Below are 13,022 nucleotides of genomic sequence, written 5' to 3' on the forward strand. Positions count from 1 at the left end.
CGGCGCCTGGCCGATCGACAACAACCCCATCGAAAATGCCATCCGGCCGATCGCCATCGGTCGCAAGAACTGGCTGTTCGCCGGTTCCCAAAGCGCCGGCCAACGTGCCGCCGCCCTCATGAGCCTGCTCGCCACCGCCAAAGCCAACGGCCTCGAACCCCACGCCTGGCTCACCGACGTCCTCACCCGCCTGCCCACCACCAAAGACCGCGACATCACCACGCTGTTGCCGTTGGCATAGCCCGTGACATCCTTCAAGGTGGGGTGGGCGGACGCTTACGGTAGTGCGGCTGCTTGCCGCTGATCAGGCTGAACAGCACGAAGCCGGGCACGAACGCGGCCGCCACGAAGCGGTCCAGCATCCGGCTGCCACCGGCTGCGGCAGCCTCGCCGCGCCCGATTGCCGCCACCCACGGCAGCAGCATCGCCGGCAGGATCGGCAGGTACCACCACCACGGCCGGGCGTGCGCGAAGCTCTGCACCACGCGGCCCAGCGTCTGGCGCAGGAAGATCGCGTCCGCGTACTGCGTGCCGCTCGCCCTGGCCGCGGGCAGCGCCCAGGCCAGCGCCAGCAGCACGGCGCCGAGCAGCGCGGCGAGTAGCCGCAGCCAGGTCGCCAGCGGCCGCGTCTGCGGCCGCCACCACGGTGCCAGCAGCGCCGGCACGCCGCCCACCAGCAGCGCGACCGGCCCCTTGACCAGCGTCCCCGCACCCAGCGCCAGCGCCATCGCCACCACCGCGAGCGGCCAGCGCCGGCCGGTCAGCGCTGGCGTGGCCCGCCACGCCACCAGCGTGCACAGCGTGAGCAGCATGTCGAACATCACCGTGCCGGCGTACACCGCGAACGCGGCGCAGCCCAGCCACAGCCACAACGAGGCCTGCACGGCGGCGGGTGCGGCACCCAGCCGCCGGCCGAGCGAGGCGAGCAGCGGCAGCGTGGCCAGCGCCAGCAGCAGCTCTAGCAGGCGCGCCGCCCAGGCATGCACGCCGGTTACCGCCCACACCAGGTTGATCAGCCAGAACAGCAGCGGCGCCTTGTCCGAGTACGGCGCGCCGTCCAGCCACGGCACCAGCCACTGGCCGCTGAGGCGCATGTTCCACGCCACGGCGAGGTAGCGCGTCTCGTCGATCGGTACCGGAAACAGGAAGAACACCGGCGGCAGCAGCAGAAGCAGCGCCGCGAGCGCCTGCAGCCGTGGCTCCTCGCGGAACCGGCCGATGAAACCCGTGTGCGGTGCTGCCGTCATGGCGCCCCCCCCGGAACTGCGCGAGAATCCTCGCCGGCGCTTGCGTGCGGGCATCGGCGGAGCGGCGAGGCGGCGCCATTCTTGCGGGTGGAAGATTTCGTCCGCGTGAAATGCCGGCGGCAGCCGCGGCGCCGCCTCAGCCGTTGCCGAGCACGCCGCAGATCGTCTCGAAGTCCGCGTCGGTCAGCCACGGGCTGTTGCCGAGGCTGAGGCTGCGCGCGGCCAAGTCGCGGGCGTGCGGCACGTCCGCGGCGGGAACCACGTCGGCGAGATAGGGGTAGTCGGGCAGGGCGTGGATGAACAGCCGGCTGGCGCCGTAGCCGGCCGGCCACAGCTGCGCTAGCGCGGCGTCGCGGCGCCGGCGGTCGGGCAGCAGCAGCAGGAAGAATGGCCAGGTGCCGCAGGCGCCGGCGGGGTCGTCGAGCACGTCGATGCCGCGGATCTCGCGCAACCGCGGCAGGCGACGTTGCGCCTGCGCGGACAGCTGGGCGAGAAACGCCGGCAGCCGCGGCGCGGCATGCGAGCCCACCGCCTGCCGCCAGCGGCCGACGCGGTGCAGCGGGATCGTCGGCGGGAAGTCGTCGCCCACCGCGGCGATCTCGTCGCCGTGGCGCAGCGCGCGGCGCAGCGGCGCGCCGTAGGCCAGGCGCAGGCCCCACGGCCGGTACAGCGCGGCGTAGCCGAGCAGTTCGAGGCGGCGCCGCCACTCCCAGTCCGGCCGTTGCGGCACGCCCGCGGCGGCGCGGGCCAGCCGCTCGCGCAGCGCGGGGTCGCGCGCAGCGAGCAGGCCGCCCTCGTAGATCGACAGGCCCTTGCCGGCGGCCAGGCTGAAGAAGCCCGCGTCGCCGGCCAGCCCCACGCTGGTGCCGTCGGCCCGGCGTGCGCCCAGCGCCTGCGCGGCATCCTCGATCACGTACGCGCCGACCTGGCGCGCCACGGTGAGCGCGTCGTCCACGTCGGCGACGCGGCCGGCCAGGTGGGTGGGCACGATCGCCAGGGTGCGCTCGTCGCAGGCCGCGCGCAGCGCGGACGGGTCCATGTCGTAGTGGCCGGGCCGCAGGTCGCACAGCTGCAGCTCCAACCCGGCATGCCGCACGGCGATCGCCACCAGCGGGCAGGTGTACGCCGGCACCACCACGCGGCGGCGGCGCGGCGCCAGCTCGCGCAGCGTGGCCAGCGTCAGCAGCAGCGCCGCGGTGCCGGAACAGGTCAGCTGCAGCGGCGGCGTGCCCAGCAGCGCGGCGATGTCGTCGGCCAGCGTCGGCGCCCCGGGGCGCAGGTCGGCGAGGCGCAGCGGCAGGCCGGCGGTGGGCGGCAATTCGTGGCGGCGACGGAGCAGCATGCGCGCAGCGTAGCGCGGGCGCCTAGCCGCGCGCCGGCTCGGCATCGGCTTCCGCTGGGTGTTCGCGGCTCTCGGCCAGCCCCAGGCAGACGATGCCGGCGATGATCGCCAGCGCACCCAGCGCGCGGGCAAGGGTGAGCTGTTCGTCGAACAGCCAGATCGACAGCAGCATCACCGACACCACTTCCAGGTGCGAGGCGGCGAAGGCGGGGCCGATCGGCGCACGCTTGAGCAGGGCCATCCAGGTGAAGAAAGCGCCGATGTAGCCGATCACCGCGCCGTAGACCCAGGGCTGGCCGAACACGCGCAGCAGCCACGCCAGGCTGGCCTGCACCGGCAGCGCCTGGCTGCCGGCATACTTGAAGCTGATCTGGGCGAGGGTGTCGAAGCCCATCAGCAGCAGGAAGCCGAGCAGGTAGAAGCGCTTCACGTGCCCAGCCCCACGATCGCCACGCCCAGCGTGACCAGCAGGATGCCGGTGACCCGCAGCCGGGTCAGCTTTTCGCCGAACAGGAAGCGTCCGGCGACCATGATCGCCACGATGTTGATCGAGCCCAGCAGCACGCCTTCGGACAGCGGGATCAGCGACAGGAACGCGATCCACACCAGGAACTCGATCACGTAGCTGGCCACGCCCAGCCATAGCCAGGGCCGTGATGCCATGTGCTTCCAGCGCGCCAGGCCATCACCGGCCGCTTCATCGCCGGCGGCGGCCTTGAACGCCAGCTGGCCGCCGGTGTCGAGCACGATGTTGAGCAGCCACAGGCCCGCCACGAGGGTGGAGATGGAGCCTTCCGCCGGCATCATCAGGCAGCGACGCGCTGCGTGCCGTTCGACGCGACGATGCCGTCGAAGAATGCCGCCGAGCGATCGATCAGGGTGCGCCGCTGCTTGTCGATGGTGATCATGTGGTAGCTGTCCTCGAGCAGCAGCAATTCGGTCGGTGCGCTGACTCCGCGCACCACCAGCTCGGCGTTCTTCGGGCTGGCGACGTCGTCGTCGCTGGCATGGGCGACTAGGCACGGCGCGGTCACCTGCGGCAGCTGACGCCGCACGCTGGCGGCCAGGCCGTACATTTCGGCCAGCGAGTACCACGGATTGCCGGGCAGGCCGGCGGCGGCGCTGTCGCCGCCGAGCATCGCCGCGCTGACCTGCGCGCGCAGGCGCTCGTCGCGGATGCCGTAGGGTGGCTGCTCCATGAAGCTGCGGTCGCGGCCGATGCCCAGTTTCTTCAGCAGTGGCAGCAGGAACGATAGCCGTGCCAGTTTCGGGATGCTCCAGCCGTCGTAGCGGAAGGTGGCGCCGTAGACGCCCACGCCGGCGATCCGCCCGGGCCGGTCCGCGGCCAGTTTCAGCGCCAGCAGCGCACCCATCGAGAGGCCGCCGACGAACAACTGGTCGACCTTGCCGAGCATCGCGTCGGCCGCCCGCTCGACGCTGGCATACCAGTCGCGCCAGCCGGTGGCGAGCAGGTCCTCGACGTTGCCGCAGTGGCCGGCCAGCTGCATGCCGTGCACGGTGAAGCCGGCGTTGTTCAGGCCCTTGCCCAGCAGCTTCATTTCCATCGGCGTGCCGGTGAGGCCATGGATCAGCAGCACGCCGCTGCGCCCGCCCTCGAGGAAAAAGTCGGTCTGCTGGATCACGCGCTTGCCTCGCTGGAACGAATTACGGCGATTTTCATGCCTGGCATGGTCGCAGCGGGCGGTTTCCTCAGTCTTTCGGCGCGCTGGCGGTGCCGAAGCGCACCGTCACGCGCTGGCCGATGCGCAGATCCCGGGTCGGCTCGGCGTCGGGCTGGTCGAACGCCAGCACGCATTCGACCGTGCGCGCGTTGGCGCGCACCTGCGGGTCGTTCTCCAGCGTGGCCGGCCCGTAGACCTGGCCGATGCGCAGCACGTGCGCGCGCCAGCGCGCGTGCGCGCCGCCGCTGTCGGCGACCACCTCGGCCGGCATGCCCGGGCGCACTGCCGCGGCGAAGCTGTCGTTGAGCTCGGCGCGGACGATCCGCGGTTTCTGCGGCAGCAGCACGAACAGCGGCCCGGACGCGGGCGACACGCTGGCGCCGGGCTGGGCCGACACCCGCACCACGTCGGCGTCGAACGGGGCGAGCAGGCTGCGCTGTTTCAGCTCGTAGCGGGCCTCGTCCAGTTTCTGGCCGGCGACGCTCAGGGCCGCGCGGGCGGCCTGCTGCTCCGCGTCGACCTGTGCCGCCGCCTCGTTCGCGTCGTCGGCGCTCTGGCCGTCGCCGGCACCGGCGTCGGCCGCGGCGGCCAGCCGCCGGGCGCGTTGCTTCGCCGCGGCCAGCTTGATCCCGAGCAGCTTCAGCTGCGCCTGCGCCTGTTCGCGTTGCGCCTGCGCCGCTTCGACTGCCAGTCGCGCCGGCTCGGTGTCCAGCGCCGCCAGCAACTGGCCCTGTTTGACGTGGTCGCCTTCATGCACGGCCACCGCGGCCAGCGTGCCCTCGCGCGGCATCGCCAGGCTCAGCAGGCCGCCTTCGATGTCGACCTTGCCGCGTGCCACCGCGACGTAGGCGGCCGCGGGCGAGGCGCTGCTGTCGGTCGGCGCCTGGCCGGCGGGCGAACAGGCCGGCAGCAGGCACGCGACGGCCAGCGCGAGGCCGCCGCGGCGGAGCAGTCGCGCGGCTTGCGTGCGCCGCGACGGGTGGAAGGCTGGCGGCTTCATGCGGGGTTTTCCTTGCTGTCGATGACCGCGGCGCGATTGCGCCGGTCGCTGAGGATACGGCCGTCTTCCATGGCCAGCACGCGATCGGCGTGGACGACCAGGCGCGGGTCGTGGCTGACGCACAGCACGGTGGTGCCGTGGGTATGGGCGATCCGGTGCAGGATGTCGATGATGATCTGGCCGTTGGCGGCGTCCAGCGCGCTGGTCGGTTCGTCGGCGAACAGCAGCTCGGGCTGCTTGGCCAGCGCGCGGGCGATCGCCACGCGCTGCTTCTCGCCGCCGGACAGCTCGGACGGACGCAGCTGCATGCGGTGCGCCAGGCCGACTTCCTCCAGCGACTGCTGCGCGCGCCGGCGTGCCTCGTCGCGCGACAGGCCCATGTGGTTCAGCGGCAGCTCGACCTGCTCGAACGCGGACAGCGCGGGAAACAGGTTGAAGCCCTGGAACACGAAGCCGGTGTGCTGCAGGCGGAAGCGTTCCAGCGCGCGCAGGTCGAGCTGGCCCAGCTCGCTGCCGAGCGCCCGCACGCGGCCGCTGTCGACTTTCTGCAGGCCGCTGAGGATCGCCAGCAGGGTGCTCTTGCCGCAGCCGGACGGGCCGGAGATCAACGTCAGTTCGCCGGCGTCGATGCTCAGCGACAAGCCGTCCAGCACCTGCGTGCGCTGGTGGCCGGAGACGAACGCCTTGCTGACGTTGTCGGCCTGCAGCGCGGGTGTGCCCAGCGGTTCGGCGACAGGGGCGGGATGCATCGCGGCTACCTCAGCAAGGTCGCGGGGTCGGCGCGGCGCAGGCTGCGCATCGCGGCCAGCCCGGAGACGGCAGCCAGGCCCATCACCAGGATGATGCAGGCCAGCGCCGCCGGAACATTGAGGATCACCGGCACGTCCTGGCTGCGGGCCAGCAGCATCAGCACGATGCCGAGCACGCTGGCGCCGAGCAGGCCCAGTGCGCCGACCCAGAACGCCTGCTCCAGCACCACCTTGCGCAACGCGCTCACGCCCACGCCGAGCGCGTTGAGCGTGGCGTATTCGCGGACCGAGCCGTTGACCGCGGCGATCAGGGTCTGGCTGGTGATCGCCGCACCGACCAGGAACACGATGCCGGCCAGGAACAGCACGCCGGCGCCGGCGCCGGTATCGAACAGCCAGTAGCGCACCGAGAGCCGGGCGAAGTCGCCGGCGCTCCATGCCGTGTACGGGCCGAAGGCGGTGTCGCCGCGCAGGCGCGTCGCCACCACGTCGGCCTGGGCCGGGTCGCGCAGTTTCGCCACCAGGTAGGTCGGCCCGGCATCGGTCGGGTCGTTGTCCAGCCGGCGCGCGGTGTCCAGCGAGCACAGCACGTTGACCCCGCCGAGTGCGCGCAGCCCCGTGCTGATGCCGACCACGCGCACCTGCTGGCCGTTGATGGTGGCGGTCTGGCCGACGTCGACGCCAAGCTGGTCCTGCGCGGAGCGGTCGATCACGATCGCGTCCGGTTCGGCCAGTCGCGCGCGCAGCGCCGGCGAAAGTGCCTTGGAGAACATCAGCCCGTCGGCGGCCGGATCGATGCCGGAAACGAACACCGAGACGCCACCGGTCTCGCGCGGCCCGCGCCAGTCGCCGTCGACCCACAGGTACGGCTCGACCTGCTGCACCGCCGGGTCCATCAGCAGGCGCGACTCCACGTCGGGGTCGATCGCGCGGCCCAGGCTCACGCTCTGCGTGCCGGGGTAGCCCACCCACACGTCGGCCGACGAGCCGGTGATGTACAGGCTGGTACTGCCGAAGATGCCCAGCACCAGCGCGATCTGCAGCAGCTGCAGCAGGCCGGCGAAACCGACCGCCAGCATCGCCGGCAGGAAGCGCCGCCACTCGTAGATCAGCGTCTTGCGCGCCAGGGCCACCATCAGCGGGAACCTCGGAAAACCAGCCCATTCCGCGTCATTCCTGCGAAAGCAGGAATCCAGCGTCTCTTGCCTTCAATGGTCCGACGGCAGTGGACCCCGGCTTTCGCCGGGGTGACGGCGTTGTTCGCGGTTCCCATCAGCGCGGCGCTCCGTGGGCGTCGGCGGGCGCCGGCGAGGCGGCCTGTTCGGTATCCGGCGCGGGCAGCGGTGCGCCGCCCAGCGCCTTGAACAGCGCCACGTAGGCGAGGCCGTGCGCGGCGCGCGCATCGGCCAGCTCGAGCGCGGCCTGGTCGGCGGCGACCCGGCTTTCGACGCGATCGAGCGGGCCGTCCAGGCGCAGCCGGGCGCGCACCTGCACGGCCTGGTCGGCGCGCTGCAGCGCCTGCCACGCCTGCCTGTCCTGCTGTTCGCGCTGGCGTTGCTGCTGCAGGCTGCCCAGCGCGGTTTCCACCTCGGCCACGCCCTGCAGCACGGCCTGCCGGTAGGCCAGCACGCTGGCCCTCAGCTCGTGCGCCTTGGCGTGCGTGGCGGCCAGCCGCATGCCCCAGTCGAACAGCGGGATGTCGATCATCGGGCCCAGCGAGGCGATGCCGTTCGGGGTGGTCGAAATGCGATGGTTGTTGTTGATGTCGGTGGCCCAGACCATCGAGGCGCCGAAGCCGACGCTGGGAAACAGCTCGGCGTGGGTCAACGCCAGTTCGCCGGCGGTGCGCAGCACGTCCGCCTCGGCGCGGGCGATCTCGGGCCGCGTGCGCAGCAGCTCGGCCGGGGTGCCGTCGAGTCGCCAGGCGCCCAGCTCGGGCGGCGCGCCCGCCTGCAGCCACGCCGGGTCGGGGTGGTTCTGCCCGAGCAGGACGGCCAGCCGCTGTGCACTGGCGTCGATCGCCTGACGTGGTGCCGCCAGTGCGGCTTCGGCCTGCGCCCAGGCGGCCTGCGCCTGGTCCACCGCGCCGGGCGCCGCCAGCTGCAGGCGCTGCCGCGTCTGCTGCAGTTCCCACGCCTGCCGGCGCTGCCGGCTGATCTGCTGCAGCAACTGCTCCTGCTGCTGCGCGGTGCGCAGGCCGATCCATTCGCGCACCACTTCGGCGACCAGGCTGACCCGCGCGGCGTGCAGGTCCGCCACGCCGGCATCCAGGGCGCCCTGCGATTCGCGCCGGGTGCCTTCGGCGCGACCGAACAGGCCCAGTTCCCAGCTGGCATCGAAACCGGCCATCAGGAACGAGGCGCTGGCGTCCGGATCGATCGCGTCATGGGTGCGCGCGTGCAGCTCCGGCAGATAGCGGGCGTGGGCGCGTTCGTGCAAGGTGCGCACGGCACGCAGCCGCTCGACCGCCTGCGCCACGTCGAGGTTGCCGGCCAGCGCGCGATCCACCAGCGCATCCAGCGCGGGGTCGGCAAAGGCGTGCCACCAGCCATGCAGGTCGGTCGGTCGCGCCGGATCCGCGGCGACCGCATGCTGCCAGCGCGCAGGCACCGGCGGCGCCAGCCGGGGCAGCGGCGCGGCGCAGCCGGCCAGCCCGCAGGCCACGGCACCGAGCAGGCAGGTAAGCCACCCGTGCTTCGAGGTTGTCTTGCTCAGTGGCCGTGGCACGGCGTGCGCTTTCCCGGGGTCATGATCGGACGGGATACCAAGGGAGGAGTGGATGGGAGGTCATCGCACGCCATTGTTGCCGAAAAATCTTTCTTCGTCCTGACGACCGCCGTAGCGGCGCGGCCGGCTCGCGGGGCGCAGCGGATCATCGCCGGTCGTTCTCATGCCGGTCGGTCGAGGATCGCCGGCGGGGCGGGGAAACGCACTTCCACGCACAGACCGCGCGACTCGCCGGGCCGGTAGACCACGTCGGCGTGATGCCGCTCGGCGATGCGCTGGACGATCGCCAGTCCCAGCCCGCTGCCTTCCTCGTTGTTGCTGGCGGCGCGGAAGAAACGCTCGCTCAGTCGCGGCAGCAGCTCGGCGGGCACGCCGGGGCCGTTGTCCTCGACGCTGAGGCTGGCGCCGCCATCGGCGCGTGCCGCCAGCCTGACAGTGACGGTGCTGCCGCGGCCGGCGTAACGCACCGCGTTGTCGATCAGGTTGTCCAGCAGGTCGTGCAGGCTGGCGGCGTCGCCGAGCACGAACAGTGCCTGCCCGCCGCCTTCGTAGCCCAGGTCCACGCCGGCCCGGATGGCCTCGTGGACCCGTTCCGACACCGCTCCGGGGATGAACCGGGCGAGGTCGAGCAGGGTGCGCTCCCCGGTCTCCAGCGACGGTGCCTGCGCGCGCGTCAGCGCCAGCAGTTGCGCGGACGTGCGCGCGGCGCGCCGTACCAGTCGCTGGATGTGGAGCAGGGCGTCGGCCACTATCTCCGGCTGCGGGTTGGCCATGGCATGTTCGACGTGCAGGCTCAAGCCGGTCAGCGGCGTGCGCAACTGGTGCGCGGCATCGGCGATGAAGCGGTCGTGCAGGATCAGCATGCCGCGCAGGCGGCCGAACAGCGCATCGATGGTCTGCGTCAGCGGCCGGATCTCCAGCGGTACGTCGGAGCCGTCGATCGGCGTGAGTTCGTCGGTGCGCGCGGCGAGTCGGGCGGTCAGCGGGTCGAGCACGTGCAGGCCGCGGCCGACGCCGAACCAGACCAGCGAAAGCACGCCGGCGATCAGCAGCGTCTGCGTCACGCTGGCCAGCAGCAGGATTTCGCGCGCCTGCTGGTGCCGGTCGTGCAGGGTTTCGGCGACGGTGACGACCAGGCTGTCGCCGGGGTCGCTGCGCATGGCGATGTGTACCGTGGCGGCGCGCAGGGCGTGCTTCGCCAGCTGCGCGTCGTACAGCGTCGGGCGGGCGCCGATGGCCGGCACCTGCGCGGGCTGCGGCAATTGCCCGTTGCTGGCCAGCAGGCCATGCCGGGCACTGCTCACGGTGAAGTAGCTGTGGCCGCCCGGATCGTATTCGAGCAGGAAGCGCGCCTGCGGGGTCAGTTCGCCATCGAACCGGTCGTTGCCGAGCATCGTGGCCAGGGTCAGGGCGTCGTTGCTGAGGTCGCGGTCGTGTACCCGGTTGGCGTAGGTGAGTGCCACGCCATAGGTCAGCAGCGCATCCAGCAGCAGCAGCACGCCGACCGGGACCAGCAGCGCCAGCAGCAGGCGCCGGCGCAGGCTGGGGCGCAGCGGACGCATGCGTGGCCGGTTCATGCCTGGCTGTTCCCGCTGTCGTCGGTTTCTTCCAGCAGGTAGCCCAGCCCGCGGATCGTGCGCACGCCGGTGCCGCTGCCTTGCAGCTTGCGGCGCAGCCGGTGGATCGCGATGTCCAGGCCGTTGTCGGTCAACTCCTGGTCCCAGTTGCACAATGCCGCGACCAGTTGGGCGCGACTGGTGACGCGATCGACCCGCGTGGCCAGCGCCTCGAGCAGGCCGAACTCGCGTGCGGTCAGTTCCAGCGGCGTTTGGCCAATCCAGGCGCGGTGCCCCGGTAGGTCCAGCCGCAATCGGCCCAGTTGCAGCTCCGGCTTGCCCTGGCTATTGGCCCGGCGCAGCAGTGCCCGCACGCGGGCTTCGAACTCGGCCAGCGCAAAGGGTTTCACCAGGTAGTCGTCGGCGCCCAGGTCGAGCACGCGGATGCGTTCGGCCAGGCCCTCGCGGGCGGTCACCACCAGCACCGGCATGCCGGTGCCGCGATGACGCAGGCGGCGCAGCACTTCGGTGCCGTCCAGCGCGGGCAGGCCCAGATCCAGCACCAGCAGGTCGTAGTCGTGATCGCGCAGTGCCACGTCGGCCAGGTTGCCCCGCGCGGCATGGTCTACCGCATGGCCGCCATGGCGCAGCGCCGCACAGAGGCCGTCCGCGATGGAAGGGTCGTCCTCGGCCAGAAGAATGCGCATGCGCTGGGTGCTCCCGGGATGCATGGAGATGGCTCGGCGCCAAGCTCGATGGGTTTGTTGAGATTGATTCTTGTTTGCGGTCTAATGATCGCCGGTGCAACCCGGGACACCGGATTCTGCGCTCATCGAGACCATCCATGCCGGCCGCAGTTCCCCGGGTGGCACGGGTGTGCGAATCATGGACAAGCATGGGTCAGTCGTCATCATCCGCCAACTTGCTTGAACCACGGCGCGGTACCTGCCGCGTGGGGGCGCGGCAGCCGTGGCCGCGATGAGCAGGCACGACGCGGCGATGGCATGGCGCGCGGCGCTCGGCAACGCGATCCTGCCGGCCGGGTGGGCGCTGCTGCCGGTGGCGCTGCTGCTGTGGCACACCGATGCGCGCGATCCGGACGCCGCACGCTGGCTTGGTGCGGCGCTGGTGCTGGCGGCGTGGCTGGGCCTGCTCGGCTGGTGGCGTCTGCGGCGCCCGCCGGCGCCGCGCAAGCCGCTGGCCGTGGCCGATACCGCCGCCGCTCGCGATCCGGTCGCGGTGGTTGCCGCGGCGCCGGTCGACGCTTCGCAGGCTGCGGTCGGCGTTCACGTGGTCTACGCCAGCCAGACCGGCTTCGCCGAACAACTCGCGCGGCAGACCCTGCAGAGCCTGCAGGCCGCAGGCATGCCGGTGCGGCTGCATGGCATCGACACCTTGACGCTCGAGGAGCTACGCCACGCCGGTCGCGTGCTGTTTGTGGTCAGCACCACCGGCGACGGCGAGCCGCCGGACAGGGCGCAGGCGTTCAGCCGTCTGGCCATGCGGCAACCGGCGCAGCTGGGCGGTTTGCGCTACGGCCTGCTCGCGCTGGGCGACAGCGACTACGAGAACTTCTGCGGCTTCGGCCGCCAGTTGCAGCGCTGGCTTGAGGCCAGCAACGCGCAGGCGCTGTTCGATCCCGTGGAAGTGGACAGCGAGGACGAGGCCAGTCTGCGTCACTGGCAGCACTGCCTGGCGATGCTCACCGGCATCAGCGACCTGCCGGACTGGCAGGCGCCGAAGTACCAGCGCTGGCGGCTGGCCGAACGGCGCCTGCTCAACCCCGGCAGCGTGGGCGAACCCTGCTTCCATCTCGAACTGCAGCCGCTGCAGGGGCGTGCGGACTGGCAGGCCGGCGACCTGGTCGAGATCGGGCCATGCCACGCGCCGGACCGGGTGGCGAGCTGGCTGGCGGCCAGCGGACTGGATGGCCGCGTGCCGGTGGCGTCGGGCAGGGAGCGGCTGCCGCTGGCCGAACTGCTGGCGCGCTGCCGGCTGCCCGAAGCTCACCAGATCGACGGGCTGGACGAGGAAGCCGTGGCGGCGACGCTGCAACGACTGCCGCACCGCGCGTACTCGATCGCCTCGCTGCCGGGCGACGGTGCGATCCACCTGCTGGTGCGCCAGATGCGCGGCCGCGGCGGCTACCTCGGGCTCGGTTCGGGCTGGCTGACCGCGCACGCGCCGGTCGGCGCGGCGATTGCCCTGCGCGTGCGCAGCAACGTCAATTTCCACGCACCGGCGAATGCGCGGCCGCTGCTCCTGATCGGCAACGGCACCGGGCTGGCCGCGTTGCGTTCGTTGCTGAAGGCGCGCATCGCCGCCGGCCACCGGCGCAACTGGCTGTTGTTCGGTGAGCGCCATGCGGCGCACGACTTCCTCTATCGCGAGGAGATCGAGCGCTGGCTGGCGGATGGCCGGATCGAGCGCGCCGATTTCGCCTGGTCGCGCGACCAGGCCGAGCGCATCCACGTGCAGCAGCGGCTGCGCGAAGCGGCCGACGAGCTGCAGCGCTGGGTCGACGCCGGCGCGGCGGTGTATGTCTGCGGCAGCCTCGATGGCCTGGCGCCTGGTGTCGATGCAGTGTTGCGCGACGTGCTGGGCGATGCGCGGGTCGAACAGTTGCGGGCGCAGGGTCGCTATCGGCGCGACGTCTACTGAACCCCGCGGCATGACCTATGGCCTATGCCCGGCATGGCCGCTTGGGTGCACTCTGCGG

Annotated in this window: 13 protein-coding genes; 2 read left to right on the top strand and 11 right to left on the bottom strand. The window is 72.0% G+C overall.

All coding sequences use genetic code 11. The features are described from left to right. Positions 1 to 241 (top strand): transposase domain-containing protein (locus RHOOR87_RS0108145; protein WP_027484747.1); only part of this gene is annotated, 241 nt, incomplete at its 5' end. Positions 242 to 254: 13 nt separating this feature from the next. Here RHOOR87_RS0108145 and RHOOR87_RS19100 read toward each other — a convergent pair. The 11 genes from RHOOR87_RS19100 to RHOOR87_RS0108200 form a co-directional block, all read right to left on the bottom strand. Further along, positions 255 to 1,247 (bottom strand): glycosyltransferase family 39 protein, encoded by a 993-nt coding sequence (locus RHOOR87_RS19100; RefSeq protein ID WP_231381746.1) that lies wholly within the window; start codon positions 1,245 to 1,247, stop codon positions 255 to 257. 136 nt (positions 1,248 to 1,383) lie between these two features. Next, positions 1,384 to 2,589, bottom strand: a complete 1,206-nt coding sequence (locus tag RHOOR87_RS0108155; RefSeq protein ID WP_027484748.1) for a DegT/DnrJ/EryC1/StrS family aminotransferase — start codon at positions 2,587 to 2,589, stop codon at positions 1,384 to 1,386. A gap of 22 nt (positions 2,590 to 2,611) precedes the next feature. Next, a complete protein-coding gene (locus RHOOR87_RS0108160; RefSeq protein ID WP_007513328.1) occupies positions 2,612 to 3,019 on the bottom strand; it encodes an EamA family transporter in 408 nt (135 codons plus the stop codon). After that, positions 3,016 to 3,396 carry an EamA family transporter gene (locus tag RHOOR87_RS0108165; RefSeq protein WP_007513327.1) on the bottom strand — a complete coding sequence of 127 codons (381 nt, stop codon included), beginning with the start codon at positions 3,394 to 3,396 and terminating at the stop codon, positions 3,016 to 3,018. The genes RHOOR87_RS0108160 and RHOOR87_RS0108165 overlap by 4 nt, the downstream gene beginning before the upstream one ends. Beyond that, positions 3,396 to 4,232 carry an alpha/beta fold hydrolase gene (locus RHOOR87_RS0108170; protein WP_007513325.1) on the bottom strand — a complete coding sequence of 279 codons (837 nt, stop codon included), beginning with the start codon at positions 4,230 to 4,232 and terminating at the stop codon, positions 3,396 to 3,398. The genes RHOOR87_RS0108165 and RHOOR87_RS0108170 overlap by 1 nt, the downstream gene beginning before the upstream one ends. A 67-nt stretch (positions 4,233 to 4,299) precedes the next feature. Further along, positions 4,300 to 5,271 carry an HlyD family efflux transporter periplasmic adaptor subunit gene (locus tag RHOOR87_RS0108175; RefSeq protein WP_027484750.1) on the bottom strand — a complete coding sequence of 324 codons (972 nt, stop codon included), beginning with the start codon at positions 5,269 to 5,271 and terminating at the stop codon, positions 4,300 to 4,302. Continuing rightward, the gene (locus RHOOR87_RS0108180) at positions 5,268 to 6,020 is read right to left on the bottom strand and encodes an ABC transporter ATP-binding protein (protein ID WP_027484751.1); all 753 of its coding nucleotides are present in this window, start codon (positions 6,018 to 6,020) and stop codon (positions 5,268 to 5,270) included. The genes RHOOR87_RS0108175 and RHOOR87_RS0108180 overlap by 4 nt, the downstream gene beginning before the upstream one ends. Before the next feature lie 5 nt (positions 6,021 to 6,025). Then, positions 6,026 to 7,156: an ABC transporter permease gene (locus RHOOR87_RS0108185; protein ID WP_027484752.1), complete on the bottom strand. Its 1,131-nt coding sequence runs from the start codon at positions 7,154 to 7,156 to the stop codon at positions 6,026 to 6,028. 136 nt (positions 7,157 to 7,292) lie between these two features. Further along, on the bottom strand, positions 7,293 to 8,747 hold the full coding sequence (locus RHOOR87_RS0108190) for a TolC family protein (protein WP_027484753.1): 1,455 nt from the start codon (positions 8,745 to 8,747) through the stop codon (positions 7,293 to 7,295). A gap of 161 nt (positions 8,748 to 8,908) precedes the next feature. Then, positions 8,909 to 10,324: a sensor histidine kinase gene (locus RHOOR87_RS0108195; RefSeq protein WP_051357948.1), complete on the bottom strand. Its 1,416-nt coding sequence runs from the start codon at positions 10,322 to 10,324 to the stop codon at positions 8,909 to 8,911. After that, positions 10,321 to 11,010 (bottom strand): response regulator, encoded by a 690-nt coding sequence (locus RHOOR87_RS0108200; protein ID WP_007513313.1) that lies wholly within the window; start codon positions 11,008 to 11,010, stop codon positions 10,321 to 10,323. The genes RHOOR87_RS0108195 and RHOOR87_RS0108200 overlap by 4 nt, the downstream gene beginning before the upstream one ends. A gap of 271 nt (positions 11,011 to 11,281) precedes the next feature. On the opposite strand from RHOOR87_RS0108200, the gene RHOOR87_RS0108205 reads away from it, so the two are divergent. Further along, complete coding sequence (locus RHOOR87_RS0108205) at positions 11,282 to 12,964, top strand: sulfite reductase flavoprotein subunit alpha (protein ID WP_027484755.1); 1,683 nt, start codon at positions 11,282 to 11,284, stop codon at positions 12,962 to 12,964. Positions 12,965 to 13,022: the final 58 nt, after the last annotated feature.

This window comes from Rhodanobacter sp. OR87 (genome assembly GCF_000473345.1).
GTDB classification, from domain to species: Bacteria; Pseudomonadota; Gammaproteobacteria; order Xanthomonadales; family Rhodanobacteraceae; genus Rhodanobacter; species Rhodanobacter denitrificans.

Coding starts and splice junctions, on each gene's coding strand:
- RHOOR87_RS19100 (WP_231381746.1), bottom strand. CDS start 1,247: ATGACGGCAGCACCGCACACGGGTTTCATCGGCCGGTTCCGCGAGGAG.
- RHOOR87_RS0108155 (WP_027484748.1), bottom strand. CDS start 2,589: ATGCTGCTCCGTCGCCGCCACGAATTGCCGCCCACCGCCGGCCTGCCG.
- RHOOR87_RS0108165 (WP_007513327.1), bottom strand. CDS start 3,396: ATGATGCCGGCGGAAGGCTCCATCTCCACCCTCGTGGCGGGCCTGTGG.
- RHOOR87_RS0108175 (WP_027484750.1), bottom strand. CDS start 5,271: ATGAAGCCGCCAGCCTTCCACCCGTCGCGGCGCACGCAAGCCGCGCGA.
- RHOOR87_RS0108180 (WP_027484751.1), bottom strand. CDS start 6,020: ATGCATCCCGCCCCTGTCGCCGAACCGCTGGGCACACCCGCGCTGCAG.
- RHOOR87_RS0108185 (WP_027484752.1), bottom strand. CDS start 7,156: ATGGTGGCCCTGGCGCGCAAGACGCTGATCTACGAGTGGCGGCGCTTC.
- RHOOR87_RS0108195 (WP_051357948.1), bottom strand. CDS start 10,324: ATGAACCGGCCACGCATGCGTCCGCTGCGCCCCAGCCTGCGCCGGCGC.
- RHOOR87_RS0108200 (WP_007513313.1), bottom strand. CDS start 11,010: ATGCGCATTCTTCTGGCCGAGGACGACCCTTCCATCGCGGACGGCCTC.
- RHOOR87_RS0108205 (WP_027484755.1), top strand. CDS start 11,282: ATGAGCAGGCACGACGCGGCGATGGCATGGCGCGCGGCGCTCGGCAAC.